This is a genomic window from Delftia sp. WSY_7, assembly GCF_043104845.1.
Taxonomy (GTDB): domain Bacteria; phylum Pseudomonadota; class Gammaproteobacteria; order Burkholderiales; family Burkholderiaceae_C; genus Comamonas; species Comamonas tsuruhatensis.
The window spans coordinates 243,976-266,532 of the sequence record NZ_JBICLB010000021.1 but is presented as its reverse complement, the minus strand read 5'-3'; the positions used below and the strand labels follow the sequence as shown (position 1 = coordinate 266,532).

The following is a 22,557-nucleotide window of genomic DNA, read 5'->3' as shown; positions in this document are numbered from 1 at the left end:
AAATGACCGGCCATGACGCAGCGCCTGAGTGCTGATGCGGTGACGCTGCGCTACGGCGAGCGCACGATTTCGCAGGGCCTGTCCCTTGCCATTCCCGATGGCTCCTTCACCGTCATCGTGGGGCCGAACGCCTGCGGCAAGTCCACCCTGCTGCGCGCGCTGTCGCGGCTGCTGGTGCCGGTGGCCGGGCAGGTCATCCTGGATGGCCGGCACATCTCGCAATTTCCCGCCAAGGAGGTGGCGCGGCGCCTGGGCCTGCTGCCGCAAAGCGCGGTGGCGCCCGAGGGCATCACGGTGGCGGACCTGGTGGCGCGGGGGCGCTACCCCCATCAATCCTTCCTGAGGCAGTGGACGGACGCGGATGAGCAGGCCGTGGCCGAGGCCATGCAGGCCACCGATGTGGCAGCGCTGTCCGACCGCCTGCTGGACGAGCTGTCAGGCGGCCAGCGCCAGCGGGTGTGGATTGCGATGGTGCTGGCGCAGCAGACGCCGATCCTGTTGCTGGACGAGCCCACGACGTTCCTGGACATCGCCCACCAGATCGAGCTGATGGAGCTGCTAGCGGATCTCAACGACGCCGGCCGCACGGTGGTTGCGGTGCTGCACGACCTCAACCAGGCCTGCCGCTATGCCTCGCACCTGATCGCCATGCGCGACGGGCGCATTGCCGCGCAGGGCGCGCCCGGGGAGATCTTCACGGAGCAGTTGGTGCAGGAGGTGTTCGGCCTGCCGGCCGTGATCATGGCAGACCCTGTGTCGGGGACGCCCCTGGTGGTGCCCAGGGGGCGCAGGGCCGTGAATGCCGTGGAGCGCGCCGCAGGGAACTGAGGCGCCCGGGCATTTTTCCCGGCGCGGCTTTCAAGGCGAATCTGCGCTGAAGGCCCGCCCGCCCGTGGACTGGTTGATCAGGCTGGCCTCGCGGAACAGCGCGACCCGGTCTTCCGGTGATTTGAGCTGGCCCAGGTCCGAGACGGTGGTGACCGCGCAGACGATTTCATGCTGCGCATCGAACACCGGCGCCGCCTGGCCCGTGACGTTGGACAGCAGGTGGCTGGTCATCTCGGACCAGCAGCGCTCGCGCACTTCGTCGAGCACGGCCTTGGCCGGCGGCTTGCCACGGAAATGGGCGGGCTGCTGGCGCCGTGCGGCGTCGATGGTGGCCTTGGGCAGGAAGGCCTGGAACACCAGGCCGCAGGCGGTGTTGTCTATGGGCAGGATGTCGCCCAGCGCCAGCGGGTTGATCGAGAAGTAGGCGCTGCGGTACCAGCGCACCAGGGTCGGCCCCCGGTCGGTCCAGATGGCGACGCCGCCGCTGAGCGCATGGCTGTGCGTCAGCGCCTTCATGCGCTGCGCCGCAATCTCCACCGCATCCACACGCTTGAGCGCGCCAATGCCGATGCTCAGCGCCGCGCTGCCCAGGTCATACAGGCCGCTGGCGGGGTCCTGCTTGGCCAGGCCTTCCTTGACGAGGCTTTGCAGGTAGCGGTGGGCCGTGGAGCCCCCCGTTCCCGTTCGCCGGGCCACCTCGCCCAGCGCCAACTCGCTTTCGGCATTGGCCAGGACCATGAGAAACCGGGTGGCGATGGAGACGGACTGGATGGTGCCGGAGCGCTTCTCGCCGGCTGTCGTCTGAGGTGTTGTTGTTTTCAAGGGCTGGGCTTTCTTGCCTGTACCAGGCGCATCGCAGGTGGGGGCGCATGCGCCGCCGGTGTCGATGATACCGGCTCTGCCGAAGGCTCTGCACAGGTGCGCGCACACCATTTCGCCGCTGTTTTTCTCTTCCGCATGTGGGAATGCATTCCCTACTGCGGAATTTCAATGCATGATGGCGACCTTTGAAAAATACGAATCATTCTCATCAAAGGAAGATGCTGTGAAGCTGTGTTTCCATCGCAGGCTCCCGTCCCGGGCGGGCGCCATCGCACTCTCTACCCTGATGGCGCCGGCCGGCGCCTTCGCTCAGGGCGCGTCGGGTTCCGGGGGGGAATCCAACGCGCTTGAAGCGGTCGTGGTCAGCGGAGAAAAGGTCAGGCGCGAACTCAAGGACACGGCCTCCTCCGTGTCGGTCAAGGCCGGCAAGGACCTGGCCCGGCAGGAGTCCGGCAATGCCTCGGTCCACGAGGTGCTGCACGATGTGCCCAACGTGGTCTACACCGACACGGTGGGCGCGCCCATCATCCGCGGGCAGGACACGCAGGGCCCCAACAACGGCCAGAACGTCTTCTGGGGCGGCACGGTGCCGCGCGCCACCATCAACCTGGATGGGCACTACCTCAACTACAACGAGATGTTCTTCGGCGCGACCTCGGTCTGGGATGTGGAGAGCATCGAGGTGTTCCGCGGCCCGCAGACCACCTCGCAGGGTGCCAATGCCATTGCGGGCGCCATCGTCGTGAACACCAAGGACCCCAGCTTCAAGCGCGAAGGGGCCTACCAGCTGGAGGCGGGCGACTACCACTCGCGGCGAGCGTCCATCGCCGTCTCCGGCCCCGTGGGCGAGGAGCTGGCCGCGCGACTGGCCGTGGACTACTCTGGGCGCGATACCTTCATCGACTACACCAATCCGCAGTTCCAGCGGGGCCAGGCCGATCAGGATTTCCGCGCGCTGAACGCACGCATGAAGTTCCTGTGGCTGCCCAGCAGCGTTCCGGGCCTGGAGGCCAAGTTCACCTATTCCCACAACGACAGCAACCGTCCCAGCCAGGAGGCAGCGTCCGCTCCGTTCAGCGCGCTGGAGCACTGGACGACGACCATGCCCAGCTGGAAGCAGAAGACCGACACCGGCATCCTCGACCTCAGCTACGAGCTGGGCAACGGCGTGCGGCTAGTCAACCAGTCCCAGTATTCGCGCTCGTCCGTGCAGCGCTACACGGGCATTCCCGGCGAGGGCGATGCCGATATCCGCCAGAACAATGTCTCCAATGAGTTCCGCGCCCTGGTGGGCAGCGACAAGGACCGCCTGAGCGGCTTCGGCGGCGTCTACTACGCGCGCACCGGCACGGACGAAAGCCTGCTGCTGCGCGGCCTGTCCGCCTTCGACGACACGAAGAAGAACCTGGGCGTCTTCGGCGAGCTGAACTGGCGCCTGGCCGACCGCTGGACCCTGACCAGCGGCCTGCGCTACCAGCAGGACGAGGTGGTGCGCACCGGCACTTCGGTGCTGGCACCCACCGCCCTCGACTACACGAAAACCTTCTCGGCACTGCTGCCCAAGCTGTCCCTGGCCTATGCCGCCACACCGCGCTGGACCGTGGGCGCGCTGGTCAGCCGGGGCTACAACCCGGGCGGTGTGTCGCTGAACCTCACCAGCCGGCAATGGGCCTATTTCAAGAAGGAGTCGATCTGGAACTACGAACTGTTCAGCCGCGCCAGCCTGCTCGATGACCGGCTGATGCTCAACACCAACCTGTTCTACATGGACATGCGGGATGCGCAGTACAACATCCCCGTGGTCATCTCCCCGGGCGTGGCCCAGTCCTACACCATCAACGCGGAGAAGGCCCATGCCTACGGCTTCGAGCTGGGCGCCGACTACCGCGCGCTGGACAACCTGCGGATCAAGGCCGGCGTGGGCGTGCTGCGCACCCGCATCGAGGAGATGGGCAGCAACCCCGGCTACGAGCACAACCGCTTCGCCCGCTCGCCCGGCTACAACCTGAGCCTGGGCGTGAGCTGGGACGCCAGCCCCCGGTTCAATGTCTCCGGCCAGGTGCGCCACCTGGACGGCTACTACTCCGATACCGCCAACACCCGCGCCTATGCGGTCGGCTCCAACACCATCGCCGACCTGCGCATGACTTATGCCTACAGCGCGCGCGTGCAGCTGTACGGCTATATCAAGAACGTCTTCGACAGGCGCGCACCCACGTATCTGCAGCAAAACCGCGGCATCGGCGGCATCGAGGCCAGCATGACCGCGCCGCGCATGATCGGCGTGGGCGTGCGCGGAACGTTCTGAGATGGGAATGACAGCAGACATGACAACCCGCAAACCCCTGCACATCGGCCTTTCGCTGGCCCCCACCTGGCTGAGCGGCGACGCCTGGCGGCGGCCCGGCAGCAATATCGAAGGGCTGTACTCCAGCGACTTCGCCCTGGACCTGGCCCGGCGCGCCGAGGCCGCGCACCTGGACTTCGTCTTCCGCCCGGACGTGAGCTTTCTGCCCATGGAGGCGCTGGAGACGGGAGCGGGCTTCGCCAGCCTGGACCCCACGGTGCTGATGGCCGCGCTGGCGCGCGAGACCTCGCGCATCGGCCTGGTGTCCACGGTATCGACCACGTTTTTCCCGCCCTATGCGGTGGCGCGCCAGCTGCAGTCGCTGCACTGGATCAGCAACGGCCGCGCCGGGTGGAACATCGTCACGGCCCTGCAGGGCCACGAGAACTTCGGGCTGCAGGCCATGCCCGATGCCGATGAACGCTATGCGCGGGCCGCAGAATTCACCGACGTGGTGCGCCGGCTGTGGGCCAGCTTCCCCAACGAGGCCTTGAAGATCGACCGGCACAGCGGCCGCTACGCCGACGCCTCGCTGGTCCACCCCATAGACCACGAGGGACCGCACCTGAAGGTGCGCGGCCCGCTGAACCTGCCGGAGTTCGGTGGCCCGCGCATTCCGCTGGTGCAGGCGGGCGCGTCCAGCACCGGGCGCGACTTTGCCGCATCGGTGGCAGACATTGTTTTCGCCCCCACGCCGGACCTGGACGCAGCGCTGGAGCTGCGCCGGGACCTGTCTCGGCGCGCCCAGCGCCATGGGCGGCAGGCGCAGGATGTGCGCCTGCTGCCCGGCCTGAGCCTGTACCTGGCCGACACCCGCGAGCAGGCCCGGGAGATGTTCCAGCAGACGCACGGCCGGGTGGACAGGGGCCGCAAGCTGGCATCGATCAAGGCCATGGTCGGCCTGGACCTGACGGACTGGCCCGCAGACCGGCCGATCACCGCAGCCGACCTTCCGCCGCCCGTGGCAACCCCGTCCAGCCGCACGCATGCGGGCCTGCTCAGGCGCCTGATGGAGCGCGAATCACTGCGCATCGACGAGCTGCTGCAGCGGCCGGAAATCCTCTCCGCCGCGCACTGGCAGGTGGTCGGCACGGTGGACGATGCCGTGGCGCAGATCACCGAGTGGAGCGCCGCCGGCGCCATCGACGGCTTTCTGGCCGCGCCCGGCGGCTCCGTCGAGTCCCTGCATTGCGTGCTGGAGCAGCTGGTGCCGCGCCTGGTGGAGGCCGGCCTGTTCCGCTCCCGCTACACGGGCACCACGTTCATGGAGCACCTCGACGAGTCGAGGTAGGGGCTGCGCCCTGCCCTCGCCTGGCCTTCACTGCACCCGCGTGTCGGACCCGCCATCGGGCTCGAACGCAAAGCCCACGCCGTACACGGAGCGAATCCACTCATGGCGGTCGTCCGCCGCCTTGAGTTTCTTGCGCAGGTTCTTGATGTGGCTGTCGATGGCGCGTTCGTTCACGTCCAGCGTGTCGGCGCAGGCCAGCTCCAGCAGCTGCGCGCGGGAGTACAGGCGGCCGGGCTGGCGCATCAGGGCCTGCAGCAAGGTCAGCTCGCGCTTGGTCAGCGGCAGCACGCTGCCGTTGAGCATGGCGCGGCCCTGCTCGGGCAGCAGCGTCAGGCGTTGCTGCGCGGGGCCGGGGCCGGCACTGCGGCGCAGCACGGCCTTGACGCGGGCCACGACTTCGCGCGGGGCGAAGGGCTTGCAGATGTAGTCGTCCGCGCCCAACTCCAGGCCCAGCAGGCGGTCCATTTCCTCGACACGCGCGGTGAGCAGGATGACGGGGCTGGCGCTGTGGGGGCGGAACTGGCGCAGGATGTCCAGGCCGTCCAGCCCCGGCAGCATGATGTCCAGCAAAGTGAGGTCGGGCGGGGAGCGCAGCATGCGGTCCAGCGCCTCGCGCCCGTGGCGGATGTGCTCGACTTCGTAGCCTGCATGGCGCAGGTAGTCGATGACGATGGCGGCCATGTCGGTCTCGTCTTCGACCAGGAGGATGCGGGCAGGCTTCATGGCGCGGGATTTTCCAGCAAGGGCAGCCACAGCGTGATGCGCAGGCCGCCCAGCGGCGAGGCGGCGGCCTCGATGCTGCCGCCATGGGCCTGGACGATGGTGCGGCAGATGGCCAGCCCCAGGCCGGAGCCGCCCAGGCCGTCGCCGTCGCGCACGCGGGAGGCGTCCACGCGATAGAGGCGGTCGAACAGGCGCGGCAGGTGCTGGCTGGCCACGCCGGGAGCCGTGTCGTCCCAGCGCAGTTGCAGCATGCTGCGGTCCTGCATCTGGACGATTTCGGCGGACACCTGCAGCCGCCCGCCCGCAGCCGTGTAGCGCAGGCTGTTTTCCAGCAGGTTGGCAAACACCTGGTGCAGCCGGTGCGGGTCGCCCTGCACCAGCGGCGGCGGAACGCGCGCGGCCAGCTGGTCCACGGTGGAGCGGTCCAGGCCAATGCCGACCTGCTCGAAGCCGGGCCGCGCGCCGTCCAGCGCCTCGCCCAGCAGGGTCAGCACATGCACGGGCACATGGCCCGAGCCGTGCAGGGCCTGCGGGTCGTCCAGGCTCACGCGCAAGTCGCTGACCAGCCGTATCAGCCGCATGATCTGCCGGTGCAGGCGCAGTGCCATGCGGTCGTCCAGGGGCAGCACGCCGTCCTGCACGGCCTCGACCTCGGCGCGCATGGTGGACAGCGGCGTGCGCAGCTCATGCGCCACGTCGGCCAGCCAGCGCTGACGCGAGGCCTCCATGGTGGCCAGCTGCACGGCCATGTCGTTGAAGGTTTCCGCAAGGCGGGCCAGTTCCGCATCGCCCCTGATGGCCACGCGCGTGTCCAGCCGCCCGGCCGCAATGCCGCGCAGGCCGTCGACAAAGGCGGTCAGCGGCTCCAGCCAGCGCCGCGTGAGCCAGGCCGACAGCAGCAGCGCCAACAGCAGGCCGGCCAGCCCGGTCCAGGCCACAAAACCCATCTGCTGCGCGAGGAAGGCGCGGTCCAGGTCGCGCTGCATGCCCTGCCCGGTCTGCACGGGGGACAGCACGATCTCGCCAATGGCCTGCCCATTGGCGGCGCGCAGAACGCGGTGCGCCGCACCGGGCTGCGGCGCCATGCCGGAGATGAGCTGGCCCTGGGCATCCAGCAGGCCCACGCGCGCCCACGGGCCTCCGAAAGGGCGGTCTGGCGGCGGGCCTGGGCGGTCTGTACGGTCGGAGCGATCTGAGCGATCTGAGCGATCGGCAGGCTCTCCGCCTTCCGGCCCAGGCGGCGGGGGAAACTCCGGGCCCAGCCCCGGACCGTGGCTTCCCTCAAAACCAGGTCTCGGCTCCGGCATGGGCATGGGGGGCCGTGGCCCGGGCTCGCCCGCAGGAAAGCCCCGGCCCATGCCTGCGCCCGGGCGCACCATGTCGCGCCAGAAACCGGGGTTGGCGCGCGCCGCATCCCAGCCGCCGTTTTGCTCGTGGTGCTGGACCAGCCGCTCGGCCAGCCCGTCCATGCCGGTCAGCTCCACCTCGGCCATGTAGGGGCCCAGGCCCCGTTGCAGGCCCAGGCGGGAGAAGCCGAGAAACACCAGCAGCAGGGCCACCAGCAGCACGGCCAGGGCGAAGAAGGCCTTGTGCTGCAGCTTCAGGCGCGGGAGGCGGAGGCTCATTCAGTTGCTGCGTCAGACGGCAATGCCGATGGAAATCGTGGCGATGTGGCCATTGGTGGTGTCTCCGGTGAAGGTGGGCGTCTGCCAGGCGATCTGCTCGCTGGTGTTGTCGCCGAAGACATTGTCCGATGTCACGCTGACCCGCGACAGGTTGGAGACGCTGGCGCTGTAGCCGCTGACACCGGCATAGACGGCGCTGGCCACGTCCTTGGGCATGGCCATCTGCGAGGTCAGCAGCTTGTTGGTGTAGCTGCCGGCCGTGTTGAGGCTGCGGAACACCTCGAAGTGCATGTGCGGCCAACGCCCGTCATAGCAGCCCGGGAAGATGGTCACAAAGGTGCATTCGCCATTGCTGTCCGTCGCCTGCACGCCGCGCAGGAAGTTCTGATTCAGCAGGTCGGTGGAGTACAGCGAATACTCGCCCTCGCGGGTGCAATGCCACAGGTAGATGGCATAGCCTTCCAGCGGGCTGCAGTTGGTGCTGACGTTGACCAGGGTGATCTTGAGCGTCAGCGGCAGGCCCGCAGCCGTGCCGCTCATGCCGCCAAAGCTGCTGCGCAGGTCGCTGCGCACCACGCCGCTTTGCGACAGCACGTTGACCAAACTGCCGCGCGAGCCGTTGGAGCCGTCGGCGGGGTAAGGGCCTTCGGTTTCCGTGGGATCGACCATGCAGGTGCCGGTCGTGGTTCCAGTACCCGTACCTGTGCCCGTTCCCGTGTCGGTGCCCGTTCCTGTCCCGGTTCCTGTGCCGGTCCCTGTCGAATCACCGGAATCACCTCCGCCGCCACCGCAGGCGGACAAGAGCGCGGCAGCGCCACCGGCAGCCATCAGGCCCAACAGGCGGCGGCGCTCGGACAGGCGGCGCGCCATGACTTGCAGATCGTGCTGAAGGCCCAGGTCGTGGGCAAGATCATGGGCATCTTGAGAGTGGTTCATGGGGATGGCTTTTCATGAGGGCCTGTGCGCAGGCCCGTGGGGTTGCAGACAGCCCGGCGGCGTGGCCCGCCGGGCCACGCGATCACTGCTGCGGATGGGGCGGCGGCCCGCCTGCGCCGGGCCCGCCGGCCGGCATGGCCACCAGCTGCCCGTTCAGGCTGCGGCAGGTGCCGGCCAGCGTCTTGCCATCGGGCATGGTCAGCGTCACGCTGTCGCCCTCGGCCTTGCCCTGGCAGGCCGTATAGGCCTCGGGCGGCGGCGACGGCGGATTGCCGTGCCCCCCGTGGCCCTGCGCATGGCTGCAGGCCGCCGCGAAGGCCGCCAGCGCCAGCACCAGTGCCGGGCGAACGCGTGAAGCGTTGGTTTGCGAGAAATCAATCATGGTCTTTTCCTGGAGTTGCACAGGAATTCTTGCGACCAATCTGGGGGGAAATTGGGAGAAGTGGACGTGGGTTCTGCAACATCGTCTGATGGCTGCACCCGGCTTACATTGCCTGCGGACAAGGCGTACGTGAACTCCTTGCCGTTGTCCACCATCAGCTTGTTGATTCCCATCGGGCAAGGCACCTGCGACACAGGACAGGCCCGGCGGCCGTGGCAGGACCCTGCTTATTTGGACACTGCCTGATAAGCGGCCTGCACCGCGCGCACAAGGGAAGGATGCAGGACTCCCAACTTGGGCGTCTGTCCATGGGGAGCTGCAGGCGGCACTGCAAACCACTCTGCCGTATACGGCAGATCCAGGGCCTGCTTGAGATTGAATTTCGTGTCATAGCTCAACCCGGCAGCCGCATAGGCCACGGGATTGCGCTCGCGCAGGATGGCGAACTCGCCCTTGTACAGCGTGGTAGTGCGCTGGCTGGTGCCGTAGGCGACTCGTACCGTGAACTGCGGAGCATCGTCATCGAAGACCACCAGGATCAGCGCGGGCCGAGGCTTGGGCCCGGGAATGATGTCTTGCGGGAAATAGCACCAGACGATGTCGCCCGCCGTGGGCTCATCCCACCAAGGTGCGGTCACAGCGTCTCCAAGTCGAACAAGCTCGACTTCACCGAGCGTTGCTCTCCTTGCGGCACTTTTTTCTTGATTTGCCTGACCTGGGCTGCCGTCAAGGGGCCGTCATCCGCCTCGTACTGCGGCAGCATGCGTACGGCAAGCTCATGCAGCGCACGGTGTATCGCCTGCGTTTCATCAACACCAAGATGCTCGGCCAGGCGCTTGGCGGTTTCTCGCGTGACGCCGGTGGCGCTGTCCACTGCGCGGTAGCGGAAGGCAATCTGGTTGGCGTTTGTGCGGGTCGGCATATTCAACTCCTTTGGATATATCAAAGATATCCACCCTGCCAGTACATGTCAACGATGCCCATGAATCGACCATGCCTCGGGCATGTCGGCAAAGCGGTACCACCCGGACCTTTTCACACCCATCTGAAGACTGCCTGCGCGGCCGTGGGGCCTTGCGCGCAAGACAGCAGCGCATTCAGAAACTACGCCCGCAGGGATACAGCCGACCAGATCAGGGCCATCCGGACTTACTCCAGCGTGACATTGGCCTTCTTGACCAGGCGCGCAAAGCGCTCCTGCTCGGAGCGCAGGAACTGGGCTGCCGCCTCGGGGCTGTTGAGCACGGTGTATTCGTCGCGCCGTGCAAAGCCGGCCTTGACCTCGGGGTCGGCAAAGGCAGAGGCGATGCCGTCGTGCAGGCGGCGCACCTGGGCGGGCGGCATGCCCTTGGGGCCTATGGCGGCCACCCAGCCGGCGATGTCCACGCCGGGAAAGCCCTGCTCGGCTACGGTGGGCACATCGGGCAGCGATGCCACGCGCTCGCGGCCCATGATGCCGATGGCACGCAGCGCGCCGGATTTGAGGTGCGCCTGCGCCGTGCCCACGGCGATCACGCCGAAGTCCACCTGCCCGCTGAGCAGGTCCACCACCATCTGGCCCACGCCCTTGTAGGGAATGTGGCGTGCCGTGGTGCCGGCCGCGTCCAGAAAGACTTCGGCCGCGAGGTGGAAGATGGTGCCGTTGCCGGACGAGGCGTAGTTGAGGTCGCCGGGCCGCGCCTTCATGAGCGCCTGCAGTTCGCGCGCATTGCGCGCCGCCACCTTGGGGTGCACGACCAGTACGAAGGGCGAGCCGCCGACGATGGACAGCGGCGTGATGTCGGCCAGGCTGTCGTAGGGCAGCTTCTTGAACACGCTGGGGTTGACGGCGTGGTTGTTGGAGATGAAGGCGATGGTGTTGCCATCGGCCGGCGCCTTGACCAGGGCCTGCGTTCCCGTGATGCCGCCCGCACCCGGCAGGTTCTCCATGACCACGGGCTGGCCGCCCAGCGAGCGCACCAGCGCAGTCTGGGCCGAGCGCACGATGGTGTCGGCGCCCGAGCCTGCCCCCACGGGCAGGATGACGCGCAGCGGCGTGCCATTTTGGGCGCGCACGCCCAGGGCAGCGGCCCCCAGCGATGCGCCGGCCAGGGCCAGCAGGGTGCGGCGGCGGAAGGGATGGGACGAGTGCATGGGGTTGTCTCCTTTTTGTGTTGTCTCATGCGCGCCGGGGTGGTTTTTCTGCGGCCTTCGGCGCCCTGGGATGGCTGTCAGGTCTGTGATGCAAGGGCTCCGAGGATTTCTTCGGTGTGCTCGCCAATCCCGGCCAGCGGCATGCGCACGCCGGGACGGTGGCCGTTCATGAGCAGGGGCAGCAGCACCACGTCGGTCTGGCCGCCGTCTTCGGTCTGCATGGAAGCCAGGCCGCCGCTTTGGCGCAGGTGCGGGTCGTCCACCAGTTGCTCGGGCCGCGTGATGGGCGCGTAGGGAATGCCTGCGGCCTCCAGCTGCGGCGCAAGCCGGGCCGATTCATGGCTGGCCAGGATGGCGCCCAGCTCGGCCAGCAGTTGGGGGCGCACGGCCACGCGGGCGGCGTTGTCGGCGTATTCGGGGCGCTGCAGCAGGTCGACGCGGTCCAGCACGCGGCACAGGGTGGCGAACTGCTTGTCGCTGACGGCGCCGATGAACAGCTGCTCGCCACCGGCCAGGGTGAACACGTCGTAGACGCTCCAGGCCGACACGCGCGAGGGCATGGGCGGCGGTGCCTCGCCCGTCATCAGGTACTGCTGCATGTGCTGGGAGGACAGGAAGACGCAGTTCTCGAACAGCGCGCTTTGCACCTCCTGGCCGCGCCCGGTGCGCTCACGCTCGCGCAGGGCGGCGAGCACGCCGATGGCGCCGAACATGCCGCCCATGATGTCGTTGACGCTGGTGCCCGCGCGCAGCGGCCGGCCCACGGGGCCGGTCATGTACGACAGGCCGCCCATCATCTGCACCACCTCGTCCAGCGCCAGGCGCTTTTCGTAGGGGCCGGGCAGAAAGCCCTTGTGGCTGACGTAGATGAGACCGGGCGCGCGCTGCGACAGCGTGGCGTAGTCCAGGCCCAGGGATTGCATGAGGCCGGGGCGGAAGTTCTCCAGCACCACATCGCTGCCAGCGGCCAGCTCGGCAGCGGTGGCGCGGCCCGCTTCGGTGGTGATGTCCAGCACCACGCTTTTCTTGTTGCGGTTGAAGCTGCGGAAAAAGCCGATGCCCAGGCCGGGCAGCGTGCGCGTTTTGTCGCCGCCCGGCGGCTCGACCTTGATGACTTCGGCGCCCAGGTCGGCCAGGATCATGCCGCAGGTGGGGCCCATGACCATGTGGGTGAATTCGATGACGCGGATGCCGGACAGCGGCAGCAGGGGTTCGGTGGCCATACAGGTGTGCTCGTGGGAAGGTAAGGGGTTCATGCAGCGGCGGGGGCTGCGTCGGCGGTGACGCTGCGCGGCAGGCCCGCGCGCCACAGCGCGCCGTGCAGGCTTTCGCCGTCCAGCCAGGCGGCCACCTTGGCGCGCAGGCGCAGCAGGGCCTCGATGTCCAGGCCCGTGTCGATGTCCATGGTGTCCAGCATGAAGGCCAGGTCTTCGGTGGAGGCATTGCCGCTGGCGCCGGGCGCATGGGGGCAGCCGCCGATGCCGGCCAGCGTGGCGTCAAAGCGCGTGACGCCGGTTTGCAGTGCGGCATGCACATTGGCCAGCGCCAGGCCACGCGTGTCGTGGAAGTGGCTGCACCAAAAGCGTTCGCCCGCAATGCGCCGCGCCTGCTCGAACAGCGATTGCACCTGGCCCGGCCCGCCATGGCCCACGGTGTCGGCCATGCTGACGCGGTCAGCCCCCGCGTCCAGCAGGGCCTGCATGCAGCGCAGCACCTCGGCCGGCTCCACCCTGCCCTGCAGCGTGCAGCCGAAGGCCGTGCCAATGCCGCCCTCGATCAGCATCGTCGAACCTGCGGCATCGCGTGCGGCACGCATTCGGGCCACCTCGGCCACGACCTCATCGGGCGTCTTGCGCAGGTTGGCCAGGCTGTGGGCATGGCTGGCCGACAGCGGCACCAGCATCAGGTCGGCCCCGCTGGCAAGGGCACCTTCGGCACCGCGCAGATTGGGCACCAGCACGGAGACGAACAGGCCCGGCAGCGTTCGGGCATAGGCCACCAGCTCGGCCGTGTCGGCCAGTTGGGGCAGCAGGCGCGCGGGTACGAAGGAGCCGACTTCGATCTCGCGCTGGCCGGCAGCGTAGGCATCGCGTATCCATTCCTTCTTGCGCTCGGTGGACAGCACGGTCTGGATGCTTTGCAGGCCATCGCGCAGGCCGACCTCGCGGATGACGGCGGACTGCGGGGCACGGATGGGTTCTGGCATGGGAAGGTTCGCGTGGGGTGGTTTGTCTTGAATGGCACTTTAGACATTCCCACCAGCGTGCAGAAGCGATAATTTTTCGCCTCAGAGTTTCCCGAATGGAAATCCATAACCACCATGAAAGACCTGGACCTGACCACCCTGCGGCTCTTTGTCGCGGCCTGCGACCTGGGCAACATCGCCCGCGCGGGCGAGCAGCAGCACATCGGCTCATCGGCCATCAGCAAGCGCATGGCGCTGCTGGAAGAGCAGGTGCAGGCCCCACTGCTGGAGCGCCACCGCCGGGGCGTGGTGCCCACCGCAGCCGGGCTGATGCTGCTGGAGCATGCACGCGCCATGCTGGCCAGCGCCGACCGCGCGGCCCGCGACATGGCGGCCTACCAGCATGGCGTGAAGGGGCAGGTGCGGATACTGGCCTCGGTGTCGTCGATTGCCGAGTCCCTGCCCGATGACATTGCAGCCTTTCTGCAAAAGCCCGAGCACGCGCAGATCCGCGTGGACATCGAGGAGCTGACCAGCAGCGAAATCATCCGATCCATCCGCGAAGGCCTGGCCCTGGTGGGCGTGTGCTGGAACGCGGCCGATCTGGAGGGCCTGCAGACCCTGCCCTACCGCTGCGACACCCTGGCCGTGGCCGTGCCGGCCGGCCACCCGCTGGCCTTGCGCGACAGCTGCAGCTTCAGCGAAACGCTGGATTGCGAGCATGTGGGCCTGCCCGCCTCCACGGCCGTCTACACCATGCTGGCGCGGGCGGCGGCCATCATCGGCCGGCCCATCAATTACCGCGCCGTGGTCAGCTCCTTCGACGCCACGATCCGCTGCGTGCGCGCCGGCCTGGGCGTGGCCATCATGCCCAGGGAGATCCTGGGCATGGCGGGCTCCGGTCAGGGCGGGCAAGGTGTGCAAGGCGTTCACATGGTGCCGCTCACCGATGCCTGGGCGCGGCGCCAGTTCGCCATCTGCTTCAGGGACGGCAGCCGGCTATCGCCTGCGGCGCGCACGCTGGTGGACTATCTGGCCGGGTGCGCCCAGGCGGGCTGAACAGGCCTTGGGAGTTATCACGATTAATTGAAGTTTGCGTGATACATCCGCTACAGGGTCCCTCCAACAATGGAACCCATGAACACCGCCCTCATCACCCCCCAACCGGCACAGCCCCAGGATGGCCAGCGCATCCACCCGCTGTGGCTGCGCCTCACGCATTGGCTCAATGCGCTGGCCGTGGTCATCCTGGTGACCAGTGGCTGGCGCATCTACAACGCGGCGCCGTTCTTTGATTTCAGCTTTCCGGGCTCGATCACTCTGGGCGGCTGGCTGGGCGGGGCGCTGCAATGGCATTTCGCGGCCATGTGGCTGCTGGTGTTCAACGGGCTGCTGTACCTGCTGCTCAACATCGCCAGCGGCCGGTGGCTGCGCAAGTTCTTTCCCATCACGGTGCAGGGCGTGCGGCAGGACCTGGTGTCCGCCCTCAAGGGCCGGCTCTCGCATGCCGACCCGGCCCGCTACAACCATGTGCAAAAGCTGGCCTACCTGTTCGTGGTGCTGGACCTGGTGGTGATCGTGCTGTCGGGCCTGGTGCTGTGGAAGTCGGTGCAGTTCCCGCTGCTGCGCGAGCTGCTGGGCGGCTATGAGTCCGCAAGGCGCGTGCACTTCTTCGGCATGGCTGCGCTGGTCGCCTTTGTGGTGGTGCACCTGGCAATGGTCGCCCTGGTGCCCCGGACCTTCCTGACCATGATCCACGGCCGTGCGCCCAAGACACCATGAAAATCTTCAAAGCCCCTTCCCTGCCCGGCGTCGATGGCGAGGCCGTGGTGCGCGAGGCACGCTCGCTGATCGTCCGCAAGCTCGACCAGCCCGCACGCCGCGCCTTTTTGCAGCGATCGCTCACGCTGGGCGGCCTGTCCCTGCTCACGGGCTGCAGCATCAGCGATGACAGCCACGTCGAGGCCGCGCTCAATCAGGTATCGCGCTTCAACGACCGCGTGCAGGGCCTGCTGTTCAGCCCCACGCGGCTGGCGCCCACCTATTCAGCAGCCGAGATCACGCGCCCCTTCCCCTTCAATGCCTACTACGGCGAGGACGAGGTGCGCGAGGTGGACGAGGCCAGCTGGCGCCTGGAAGTGACCGGCATGGTCGCCGATCGCCATGCCTGGAGCCTGGCCGAGCTGCGCGCCATGCCGCAGGAAGAACAGATCACGCGCCATATCTGCGTGGAGGGCTGGAGCGCCATAGGCCGCTGGGGCGGCGTGCGTTTCGCCGATTTCCTGCGCCATATAGGCGCCGACACCAGCGCCAAGTACGTCGGCTTCAAGTGCGTGGACGACTACTTCACCAGCATCGACATGGCCACGGCCCTGCATCCGCAGACGCTGATGGCATTGACCTACGACGGGCAGCCCCTGCCGCCCAAATATGGCTTCCCGATGAAGCTTCGCATGCCCACCAAGCTGGGCTACAAGAACCCGAAGCACGTCCAGGCCATGTTCGTCACCAACACCTACTCCGGCGGCTACTGGGAAGACCAGGGCTACAACTGGTTCGGAGGCAGCTGAGCGGCCTCACAAGCCGCTGGGCCGCCAACGAAGGTGCGAGGCCGGGCCATGCAAGGCCGGCCGATTGTGCAACCTGCAAACCGCTAATCCAAAGGAAGACTCAAATGACCAAGTTCACCACCACCGTGCTCGCCGCCTGCCTCGCCCTGGCCGGTGCCACCTCGGCATTCGCTGCGGATGAGATGTCCAAGGACGGCATGTCCAAGGGCGCAATGACCAAGGATTCCATGTCCAAGGATGGGATGAAGAAGGACTCCATGTCCAAGGACGGGATGAAGAAGGATTCCATGTCCAAGGATGGAATGAAGAAGGACTCCATGCACAAGGACGGCATGCACAAGGATGGCATGTCCAAGGACGCAATGAAGAAGGACTCCATGGGCAAGGACGGAATGTCCAAGTAAGCCGGGGAACTCGCCTGTCCCGGCCGATGCCGCCCGGGCGGCCGGGCTGGCGGGGCTGCCGGCCATGGGACCAGGCGCAAAGCCGGGTCCTTTCTGTGCACCCCCCATGCCCGCTCCGAGGCAAGAGCGGGCTGGCAGACCTCAGCGGCGCTGCGGTGGGCGCTGGCCCGGGGCGCCGCCGGAGCGTTGCTCAATATGACGGAACGTGAGACGGCCCTTGTTCAGGTCATAGGGCGACATCTCGAGCGTGACCTTGTCGCCGGCCAGCACGCGGATGCGGTGCTTGCGCATTTTTCCGCCGGTATAGGCGATGAGCTGGTGGCCGTTTTCCAGCGTTACGCGGAAGCGGGAATCAGGCAGCACTTCGTCTACCCGGCCTTGCATTTCGATCAGTTCTTCTTTAGCCAATGGGACTCCTGTGAGTACATGTTGAAAGGGGTGCGTCGCCGCAAGTTGCCGGTGCAGCACCATGCTGCGGCCTTGGGCCAGCGCAGGATGACCGCTGCACACAGGCAGCGGATCATCGGAAAAAAGGGAAAGAGGCCCCTGCAGGTGGCAGGGAGAGTGCGGGCCCGGGGAAGGGTGTTGGACCCGCGTGGTGCTCGCCGAAGGGAGTGACAGTTGCGGACTTCGTCACAGTGGGCGGCCAACGGCAGTCCGGGGACTGCAAGAATGTCAGACGGGCACTGAGGAGGCGAACAACAAGGACAGCACCTCCAGCAGTATAGGTCAATTGCCGGACCCGCGTTGAAGCGGCGCCGGGTACCGCACCTGTACGGGGCGGCATTTTCCCTGCCGCGACTGGGGCAATTCGCAGTCGAACCGGAAGAAGTGCCCTCTCTTGGTGGTTGCCGCGGCATCGAAGCGGCCGCCGTCGGCCCGCCTCATGCCTTTCACCTATCCCAGCTTGGGCAGCAGGTTGAACAGCAGCACCATCAGCAGGCCCACAAAGGACACGATGGACTGCACCACGGTAATCGTCTTGGTGGCCTCGCCCATGCTCATGCCGAAGGACTCCTTCACCATCCAGAAGCCCGCGTGGTTGGCATAGTTGAAGAACAGCGAGCCGCAGCCGATGGCCAGCGCCAGCAGCGGCACGTTCAGCGAAGGATCGGAGGCCGCCAGCGGCGCCAGCAGGCCAGCCGCGCCCACGATGCCCACGGTGGCAGAGCCGGTGGACACCGACAGCAGCATGGCGATCATCCACCCCAGCACCAGCGGAGGCAGGGCGAACTGCTGGGTCATGTGGACGATGGCATCGCCCACCTTGGCGCTGGTCAGGATCTGCTGGAAGGCGCCGCCGCCCGCAATGATGAGCATGATGCCGGCGATGGGCTTGAGGCTCTGGCCCAGCGCGTCTCGCAGCTTCTCGGCATCGGCGCCGCGCAGATAGCCCAGGGTGATGGAGGCAAACACCACGCCCAGCAGCATGGCCACCAGCGGATTGCCCAGGAAGGCCGCTGCATGCAGCAGGCCCGAATCCTTGGGCAGCAGCACCTCGGCCAGCGCATGCACCAGCATCAGCAGCGCGGGCAGCAAGGCGCACAGCACGCCCATGCCGATGCTGGGCGCACTGCCCTCCCCGCCTTCCTTCTTGCCTGATGTGAACTGCTCCAGCAGGGCTGCATCGGGGCGCGTACTCATGCGCGGCGTGATGAAGGCGCCGTACAGCGGGCCGCCCAGCACCATGGCGGGAATCACGGCCAGAAAGCCGTACAGCATGGTCGGGCCGACCGTGGTGTGCAGCGTGGCGATGGCGGTGAGCGGGCCCGGGTGCGGCGGCACCATGCCGTGCATGGCGGCCAGCGCGGCGATCACGGGCACGCCCACATAGACATAGGCCGATCCCTTGAAGCGCTCATTGCTTTCCAGCTTGCGCGCCACGCTGAAGATCAGCGGCAGCATGACCACCAGCCCCACCTCGAAGAACATGGGAATGCCGATCACGAAGGCCACCAGGGTCATGGCCCAGGGAATCATGCGCTCGGACGTGCGCTGCAGGATGGCACTGGCCAGCCGCTCGGTGGTGCCGGAGTCCGCCAGGATCTTGCCCAGCATGGCGCCCAAGGCAATCACCACGCCCACCGCACCCAGCGTCTTGCCGGCCCCGTTGGTGAGGTTCTTGACGATCTCGCCCGGCGCCATGCCGGTGGCAAAGCCCACGCCGATGGAAACCACCAGCAGCGCCAGCAGGGGATGAAGACGGATGCGCGAGACGATCAGCGCGACCAGGACCAGCACGCTGGCCAGCGCGATGAGCAGCAGTTGGGTATCGAATGAAGACATAGGAGGCTTGGAGTTGTGATTCTTGCGACGGACGCCCGCACGCTGGCGGCATGCGGTTTCCAATCGCTGCAAATCCTATGCCTGACCCTGAAGGGGACCTGTAGGCTCCAGGCTTGTTCGCAGGAGACTGGCTCAGAGCCGTGCCTCCCGTTCCACTACTGCAAGACCAATGAACAACCTCGGCTCCGCTGGCACTCTCGAAGTCTTTGTCAGAGCCCCCATCCAGCCGGAATTTGTGGATTTGGTGGCAGATGCGCGCGCATCGATCGCCAGCGCCCTCGGCGAGGCGCTGGACAGCCTCTACCTGTATGGCAGCGTGGCGCGCGGCTGCGCAAGGGCGGGCTTCTCGGACTTGGACCTGACGGTGGTGCTGGTGCGCTCCCTTAGTGGACTGGAGAGCGCCCGGCTGGAGCAGCTGCGCCAGGACCTGCAACTACGTCACACAGAAGTCGTGAAGATCGATTTCGACCTGGGCACTCGGCAAGAGGTGCTGGACCCGGCCCATCTCTACAGCTGGGGCTACTGGCTCAAGCATGAGTGCCGCTGCATCCATGGAGAAGACCTGGCGCAGCAGTTTGAGGCGTTCGAGCCGTCCAGGGCGATTGCACAGGCCGTCAATGGCGACTACGTGCAGGTGCTGAACGACTACCTGCAGCGAATTGCCGGAACCCGGAACGACACGGAGGCCCTGCGCCTGCAACGCGAAGCCGCACGCAAGCTGATCCGGGCCACCAATGTGCTGCGCCCCTGCTCAGGGGGCTTCTGGCCGCGCACGCTGGAGGAGTTCGCCGATTGCTTTGCGCAGCTCCATCCGGAAATGGCGCAGTCCATGGCTTTCTTTCTGGCGCAGGCAAGGACGCCCGAGGCACCCAGAGCTCGTTTCAACGCAGAGCTTTCGGCCTTCATCAGCTGGATTCGGCACCAGCGGGCTGCATCTACGGCAGTCTAGGTACCGGGCAACGCCAGGGCCCAAGCCGCCAAACGCCTGGCTGCCACAAAAGCTTCAAATCTCCGTCACCGCACCGTCACGCGCAGCGGGTGCAATGTAAACGTTTTCAAGAAATCGTTTACAGCCATGAGCATCACCGAGGTTGCACGCCGCGCGGGACTGTCCGTCGCCACTGTTTCGCGGGTTTTCAATTCGCCGGAGGTGGTCAATGCGCAAACGCGCAGCACGGTGCTGCGTGTGGCGCAGGAAGTGGGCTATGTGGCCAATGCCAGCGCCCGCACGCTGCGCACGCGCAGCAGCAAGGTGCTGGGCGTGGTGCTGCCCACGCTCACCAATCCGGTGTTTGCCGAGTGCCTGCAGGGCATTGCCTCACAGGCGGCGCTGCGCGGCTATGCGATTTCGCCTTGCACCACCGAATACGACCACGCCGGTGAAGACGCGGCCACCACGCGGCTGCTGGCCAGCGGGGTGGATGCGCTGGTGCTGGTGGTCTCCAACCCTGGCGATTCGGCGGCGCTGGCGCGTGTGCGCCAGGCCGGCAAGCCCTATGTGCTGGCCTATCACCACACCCATGAGCATGCCTGCGTGGGCGTGGACAACACGGGCGCCGTCAGGGAACTGGTGCTGCGCCTGGCTGCGGCAGGCCACAGCCGCATCGGCATGGTCACGGGCCAGTTGCAGGCGTCCGACCGCGCCCAGCAGCGCTGCCGTGGCTATGCGCTGGGCATGCAGGCCGCAGGCCTGTCGCCGCTGCCGGTCTGGGAGGTGCCCTTTGCCGCCACCGCCGTGCAGATGCTGCAGCAGCACCTGAGCGAGCAGGCGCCGCCCACGGCCATTGTCTGCAGCAACGATCTGCTGGCGATACGCACCATCCGCGCGGCATCGCTGGCCGGGTTCTCCGTGCCTGCGGACCTGAGCGTGGTCGGCTTTGACGGGATTGCCATGGCCGGCGATCTCACGCCTTCGCTGGCCTCGATTTCCCAGCCCAACCACGACATCGGCTCGGCCTGCGTGCGCCTGCTGTGCGATGCGCTGGCGGGCAAGAAAACCCTGGCCGCGCAGGACAGCCTGTGCCTGCCGCATGGCTGGCGCAGCGGCGAGTCCTGCCGGCTCTGAAACCAACAACAGCGGCCCGCGCAAGCCAAGGCCGCGCCCTTCCCTTCCCCACGCTCCCCCACCTCTTCGAGTACGCACCATGAAACTGACTGCCCTCCCCTTCAAGCTCTCCTTCAAGCGCCTTGCCCTGCTGGCCGCCACCACTGCCGTCTGCGGAACGGCGCTGGCCCAGAGCGCCATCTGCTACAACTGCCCGCCCGAATGGGCCGACTGGGGCACGCAGATCAAGGCCATCAAGGCTGATACCGGCATCACCGTGCCGCCCGACAACAAGAACTCCGGCCAGTCGTTGGCCCAGCTGGTGGCCGAGAAGGCCAGCCCCGTGGCCGATGTGACCTACCTGGGCGTGACCTTCGCCATCCAGGCGCAGAAAGACGGCGTGGTCGCCGCCTACAAGCCCGCCCACTGGGACCAGGTTCCCGCCGGCCTCAAGGACCCCAAGGGCGAGTGGGTGACCATCCATTCGGGCACGCTGGGCTTCATGGTCAACAAGGCGGCGCTGGGCGGCAAGCCCGTGCCGCAGTCCTGGGCAGACCTGCTCAAGCCCGAATACAAGGGCTTGGTCGGCTACCTGGACCCGGCCTCGGCCTTCGTGGGCTATGTGGGCGCCGTGGCCGTGAACCAGGCCATGGGCGGCACGCTGGACAACTTCCAGCCCGCCATCGACTACTTCAAGAAGCTGCAGAAGAACGAGCCCATCGTGCCCAAGCAGACCTCGTATGCGCGCCTGCTGTCGGGCGAGATCGGCATCTTGCTGGACTACGACTTCAACGCCTACCGCGCCCGCTACAAGGACAAGGCCGACGTGGACTTCGTGATCCCCAAGGAAGGCACCGTGGTCATGCCCTATGTGATGAGCCTGGTGAACAAGGCGCCGCACACGGACAACGGCAAGAAGGTGCTGGACTATGTGCTGTCCGACAAGGGCCAGTCCATCTGGGCCAACGCCTACCTGCGCCCCGTGCGTGACGTGGCCCTGCCCAAGGAGGTGGCCGGCCATTTCCTGCCCGCCAGCGAGTACGCACGCGCCACCTCGGTGGACTACCAGAAGATGGCCGATGTGCAAAAGGGCTTCTCCACGCGCTACCTGCGTGAAGTGCGTTGAGCCAGGCGGACTGCATCGTGGGCATTTCCTCCCAAGCGCCAGGCGACTGGCGCACCCGCGCGCTGCTGCTGGCCTGCAGCGCGCCGGCCGTGGCCTTCTTCGCGGCGTTCTGGCTGCTGCCGGCCGGCCTGCTGCTGGCGCTGCCGGCGCGTGAAGGCTGGCGCACCTATTTCGCCACCCTGACCGACGCGCTGTACCTGCAAAGCCTGCTGCAGACGCTGGCCCTGTCGCTGGCCGTGACCGTGGCCACGCTGCTGATCGGCGCGGTGATGGGCATTGCGCTGGCGCGCCACCGCTTCACGGGGCGCGGCCTGCTGCTGTCGCTGCTGACGCTGCCGCTGTCGTTTCCGGGCGTGATCATCGGCTTTTTCATCATCCTGCTGGGCGGGCGCCAGGGCGCGCTGGCCGACCTGTCGGTGGCCCTGGGCGGCGAGCGGATCACCTTCGCCTACGGGCTGCTGGGCCTGTTCCTGGGCTACCTGTACTTCTCGCTGCCACGCGCCATTGCCTCCTACACGGCAGCGGCCGAGGCGCTGGACCCGCACCTGGAGGAGGCCGCGCGCTCGCTGGGCGGCAACGGCTGGCGCGTGGCGCGCGATGTGTGGTGGCCGCAGCTGCTGCCCACCACGCTGGCCTGCGGCGCCATCGTGTTCGCCACGTCGGTCGGCGCCTTCGGCACGGCCTTCACCCTGTCGAGCAAGTTCGAGGTGCTGCCCATCACCATCTACAACGAGTTCACCAACTACGCCAACTTCGCCCTGGCCGCCAGCCTGTCGATCAGCCTGGGGCTGATCACCTGGCTGGTGCTGTGGCTGTCGCGGCGCTGGGCGGGTCCCGCCGCCACAGGAGTCTGAC

Annotated in this window: 23 protein-coding genes; 11 read left to right on the top strand and 12 right to left on the bottom strand. The window is 67.2% G+C overall.

The annotated features are described in order from the left end of the window. The first annotated feature begins 12 nt into the window (after nucleotides 1–12). Nucleotides 13–828 (top strand): ABC transporter ATP-binding protein, encoded by an 816-nt coding sequence (locus ACF8ME_RS10225; RefSeq protein ID WP_392416285.1) that lies wholly within the window; start codon nucleotides 13–15, stop codon nucleotides 826–828. A gap of 30 nt (nucleotides 829–858) precedes the next feature. On the opposite strand, the gene ACF8ME_RS10220 is transcribed toward ACF8ME_RS10225, so the two are convergent. Beyond that, nucleotides 859–1,650, bottom strand: coding sequence for an IclR family transcriptional regulator (locus ACF8ME_RS10220; protein WP_096916011.1), 792 nt, complete (start codon nucleotides 1,648–1,650; stop codon nucleotides 859–861). Nucleotides 1,651–2,008: 358 nt separating this feature from the next. On the opposite strand from ACF8ME_RS10220, the gene ACF8ME_RS10215 reads away from it, so the two are divergent. Then, entirely contained in the window at nucleotides 2,009–3,958 is a 1,950-nt protein-coding gene (locus ACF8ME_RS10215; protein WP_223275245.1) for a TonB-dependent receptor, read from the top strand. Between the two features lie 19 nt (nucleotides 3,959–3,977). Further along, complete coding sequence (locus tag ACF8ME_RS10210) at nucleotides 3,978–5,288, top strand: NtaA/DmoA family FMN-dependent monooxygenase (RefSeq protein ID WP_392416282.1); 1,311 nt, start codon at nucleotides 3,978–3,980, stop codon at nucleotides 5,286–5,288. Nucleotides 5,289–5,315: 27 nt separating this feature from the next. Here ACF8ME_RS10210 and ACF8ME_RS10205 read toward each other — a convergent pair whose 3' ends face one another. The 9 genes from ACF8ME_RS10205 to ACF8ME_RS10165 form a co-directional block, all read right to left on the bottom strand. Then, complete coding sequence (locus ACF8ME_RS10205; RefSeq protein ID WP_392416280.1) at nucleotides 5,316–6,011, bottom strand: response regulator; 696 nt, start codon at nucleotides 6,009–6,011, stop codon at nucleotides 5,316–5,318. Next, nucleotides 6,008–7,636, bottom strand: a complete 1,629-nt coding sequence (locus ACF8ME_RS10200; protein WP_392416278.1) for an ATP-binding protein — start codon at nucleotides 7,634–7,636, stop codon at nucleotides 6,008–6,010. Before ACF8ME_RS10200 ends, ACF8ME_RS10205 begins: the two co-directional genes overlap by 4 nt. A gap of 12 nt (nucleotides 7,637–7,648) precedes the next feature. Then, nucleotides 7,649–8,572 carry an intradiol ring-cleavage dioxygenase gene (locus ACF8ME_RS10195; RefSeq protein WP_392416276.1) on the bottom strand — a complete coding sequence of 308 codons (924 nt, stop codon included), beginning with the start codon at nucleotides 8,570–8,572 and terminating at the stop codon, nucleotides 7,649–7,651. Between the two features lie 82 nt (nucleotides 8,573–8,654). Further along, nucleotides 8,655–8,954 (bottom strand): hypothetical protein, encoded by a 300-nt coding sequence (locus tag ACF8ME_RS10190; RefSeq protein WP_313281273.1) that lies wholly within the window; start codon nucleotides 8,952–8,954, stop codon nucleotides 8,655–8,657. 227 nt (nucleotides 8,955–9,181) lie between these two features. Then, the gene (locus ACF8ME_RS10185) at nucleotides 9,182–9,592 is read right to left on the bottom strand and encodes a hypothetical protein (RefSeq protein WP_043791292.1); all 411 of its coding nucleotides are present in this window, start codon (nucleotides 9,590–9,592) and stop codon (nucleotides 9,182–9,184) included. After that, nucleotides 9,589–9,876, bottom strand: coding sequence for a hypothetical protein (locus ACF8ME_RS10180; RefSeq protein ID WP_016453658.1), 288 nt, complete (start codon nucleotides 9,874–9,876; stop codon nucleotides 9,589–9,591). The genes ACF8ME_RS10185 and ACF8ME_RS10180 overlap by 4 nt, the downstream gene beginning before the upstream one ends. Nucleotides 9,877–10,103: 227 nt before the next feature. Then, nucleotides 10,104–11,087 (bottom strand): tripartite tricarboxylate transporter substrate binding protein, encoded by a 984-nt coding sequence (locus ACF8ME_RS10175; protein WP_016453659.1) that lies wholly within the window; start codon nucleotides 11,085–11,087, stop codon nucleotides 10,104–10,106. Between the two features lie 77 nt (nucleotides 11,088–11,164). Next, a complete protein-coding gene (locus ACF8ME_RS10170; protein WP_353889123.1) occupies nucleotides 11,165–12,310 on the bottom strand; it encodes a CaiB/BaiF CoA-transferase family protein in 1,146 nt (381 codons plus the stop codon). Nucleotides 12,311–12,339: 29 nt separating this feature from the next. Then, nucleotides 12,340–13,293 carry a hydroxymethylglutaryl-CoA lyase gene (locus ACF8ME_RS10165; RefSeq protein WP_392416274.1) on the bottom strand — a complete coding sequence of 318 codons (954 nt, stop codon included), beginning with the start codon at nucleotides 13,291–13,293 and terminating at the stop codon, nucleotides 12,340–12,342. A 114-nt stretch (nucleotides 13,294–13,407) separates the two neighbouring features. Here ACF8ME_RS10165 and ACF8ME_RS10160 point away from each other — a divergent pair, with 114 nt between their 5' ends. From ACF8ME_RS10160 to ACF8ME_RS10145, 4 genes are all read left to right on the top strand, one after another. Next, nucleotides 13,408–14,331, top strand: coding sequence for a LysR family transcriptional regulator (locus ACF8ME_RS10160; protein WP_392416273.1), 924 nt, complete (start codon nucleotides 13,408–13,410; stop codon nucleotides 14,329–14,331). Between the two features lie 69 nt (nucleotides 14,332–14,400). Beyond that, nucleotides 14,401–15,054 (top strand): cytochrome b/b6 domain-containing protein, encoded by a 654-nt coding sequence (locus ACF8ME_RS10155; protein ID WP_392416271.1) that lies wholly within the window; start codon nucleotides 14,401–14,403, stop codon nucleotides 15,052–15,054. Then, nucleotides 15,051–15,842 carry a molybdopterin-dependent oxidoreductase gene (locus tag ACF8ME_RS10150; protein ID WP_016448118.1) on the top strand — a complete coding sequence of 264 codons (792 nt, stop codon included), beginning with the start codon at nucleotides 15,051–15,053 and terminating at the stop codon, nucleotides 15,840–15,842. The genes ACF8ME_RS10155 and ACF8ME_RS10150 overlap by 4 nt, the downstream gene beginning before the upstream one ends. 104 nt (nucleotides 15,843–15,946) lie before the next feature. Next, nucleotides 15,947–16,246: a pentapeptide MXKDX repeat protein gene (locus tag ACF8ME_RS10145; RefSeq protein WP_016448119.1), complete on the top strand. Its 300-nt coding sequence runs from the start codon at nucleotides 15,947–15,949 to the stop codon at nucleotides 16,244–16,246. A gap of 141 nt (nucleotides 16,247–16,387) precedes the next feature. Here ACF8ME_RS10145 and infA read toward each other — a convergent pair whose 3' ends face one another. Both infA and ACF8ME_RS10135 read right to left on the bottom strand, forming a co-directional pair. Then, on the bottom strand, nucleotides 16,388–16,654 hold the full coding sequence (gene infA / locus ACF8ME_RS10140; RefSeq protein WP_016448120.1) for a translation initiation factor IF-1: 267 nt from the start codon (nucleotides 16,652–16,654) through the stop codon (nucleotides 16,388–16,390). Nucleotides 16,655–17,143: 489 nt separating this feature from the next. Further along, nucleotides 17,144–18,532 carry a GntP family permease gene (locus tag ACF8ME_RS10135; RefSeq protein WP_016453662.1) on the bottom strand — a complete coding sequence of 463 codons (1,389 nt, stop codon included), beginning with the start codon at nucleotides 18,530–18,532 and terminating at the stop codon, nucleotides 17,144–17,146. Nucleotides 18,533–18,701: 169 nt separating this feature from the next. Between ACF8ME_RS10135 and ACF8ME_RS10130 the strand changes: the two genes are divergently transcribed. The 4 genes from ACF8ME_RS10130 (at nucleotide 18,702) to ACF8ME_RS10115 (ending at nucleotide 22,556) form a co-directional block, all read left to right on the top strand. Then, on the top strand, nucleotides 18,702–19,481 hold the full coding sequence (locus ACF8ME_RS10130; RefSeq protein WP_392416268.1) for a nucleotidyltransferase domain-containing protein: 780 nt from the start codon (nucleotides 18,702–18,704) through the stop codon (nucleotides 19,479–19,481). Nucleotides 19,482–19,607: 126 nt separating this feature from the next. Further along, nucleotides 19,608–20,597: a LacI family DNA-binding transcriptional regulator gene (locus ACF8ME_RS10125; RefSeq protein WP_392416267.1), complete on the top strand. Its 990-nt coding sequence runs from the start codon at nucleotides 19,608–19,610 to the stop codon at nucleotides 20,595–20,597. Between the two features lie 79 nt (nucleotides 20,598–20,676). Next, nucleotides 20,677–21,702 (top strand): ABC transporter substrate-binding protein, encoded by a 1,026-nt coding sequence (locus ACF8ME_RS10120; RefSeq protein ID WP_017407209.1) that lies wholly within the window; start codon nucleotides 20,677–20,679, stop codon nucleotides 21,700–21,702. Further along, nucleotides 21,699–22,556, top strand: coding sequence for an ABC transporter permease subunit (locus tag ACF8ME_RS10115; protein WP_313281262.1), 858 nt, complete (start codon nucleotides 21,699–21,701; stop codon nucleotides 22,554–22,556). The genes ACF8ME_RS10120 and ACF8ME_RS10115 overlap by 4 nt, the downstream gene beginning before the upstream one ends. Nucleotide 22,557: the final 1 nt, after the last annotated feature.

What these genes read in the sequence shown, in the direction of transcription:
- ACF8ME_RS10125 (WP_392416267.1), top strand. Translation starts at nt 19,608, where the DNA reads ATGAGCATCACCGAGGTTGCACGCCGCGCGGGACTGTCCGTCGCCACT.
- ACF8ME_RS10145 (WP_016448119.1), top strand. Translation starts at nt 15,947, where the DNA reads ATGACCAAGTTCACCACCACCGTGCTCGCCGCCTGCCTCGCCCTGGCC.
- ACF8ME_RS10130 (WP_392416268.1), top strand. Translation starts at nt 18,702, where the DNA reads ATGAACAACCTCGGCTCCGCTGGCACTCTCGAAGTCTTTGTCAGAGCC.
- ACF8ME_RS10180 (WP_016453658.1), bottom strand. Translation starts at nt 9,876, where the DNA reads ATGCCGACCCGCACAAACGCCAACCAGATTGCCTTCCGCTACCGCGCA.
- ACF8ME_RS10210 (WP_392416282.1), top strand. Translation starts at nt 3,978, where the DNA reads ATGACAACCCGCAAACCCCTGCACATCGGCCTTTCGCTGGCCCCCACC.
- ACF8ME_RS10165 (WP_392416274.1), bottom strand. Translation starts at nt 13,293, where the DNA reads ATGCCAGAACCCATCCGTGCCCCGCAGTCCGCCGTCATCCGCGAGGTC.
- ACF8ME_RS10190 (WP_313281273.1), bottom strand. Translation starts at nt 8,954, where the DNA reads ATGATTGATTTCTCGCAAACCAACGCTTCACGCGTTCGCCCGGCACTG.
- ACF8ME_RS10170 (WP_353889123.1), bottom strand. Translation starts at nt 12,310, where the DNA reads ATGGCCACCGAACCCCTGCTGCCGCTGTCCGGCATCCGCGTCATCGAA.
- ACF8ME_RS10200 (WP_392416278.1), bottom strand. Translation starts at nt 7,636, where the DNA reads ATGAGCCTCCGCCTCCCGCGCCTGAAGCTGCAGCACAAGGCCTTCTTC.
- ACF8ME_RS10175 (WP_016453659.1), bottom strand. Translation starts at nt 11,087, where the DNA reads ATGCACTCGTCCCATCCCTTCCGCCGCCGCACCCTGCTGGCCCTGGCC.
- ACF8ME_RS10160 (WP_392416273.1), top strand. Translation starts at nt 13,408, where the DNA reads ATGAAAGACCTGGACCTGACCACCCTGCGGCTCTTTGTCGCGGCCTGC.
- ACF8ME_RS10155 (WP_392416271.1), top strand. Translation starts at nt 14,401, where the DNA reads ATGGAACCCATGAACACCGCCCTCATCACCCCCCAACCGGCACAGCCC.
- ACF8ME_RS10205 (WP_392416280.1), bottom strand. Translation starts at nt 6,011, where the DNA reads ATGAAGCCTGCCCGCATCCTCCTGGTCGAAGACGAGACCGACATGGCC.
- ACF8ME_RS10150 (WP_016448118.1), top strand. Translation starts at nt 15,051, where the DNA reads ATGAAAATCTTCAAAGCCCCTTCCCTGCCCGGCGTCGATGGCGAGGCC.
- ACF8ME_RS10120 (WP_017407209.1), top strand. Translation starts at nt 20,677, where the DNA reads ATGAAACTGACTGCCCTCCCCTTCAAGCTCTCCTTCAAGCGCCTTGCC.
- ACF8ME_RS10195 (WP_392416276.1), bottom strand. Translation starts at nt 8,572, where the DNA reads ATGAACCACTCTCAAGATGCCCATGATCTTGCCCACGACCTGGGCCTT.
- ACF8ME_RS10135 (WP_016453662.1), bottom strand. Translation starts at nt 18,532, where the DNA reads ATGTCTTCATTCGATACCCAACTGCTGCTCATCGCGCTGGCCAGCGTG.
- ACF8ME_RS10225 (WP_392416285.1), top strand. Translation starts at nt 13, where the DNA reads ATGACGCAGCGCCTGAGTGCTGATGCGGTGACGCTGCGCTACGGCGAG.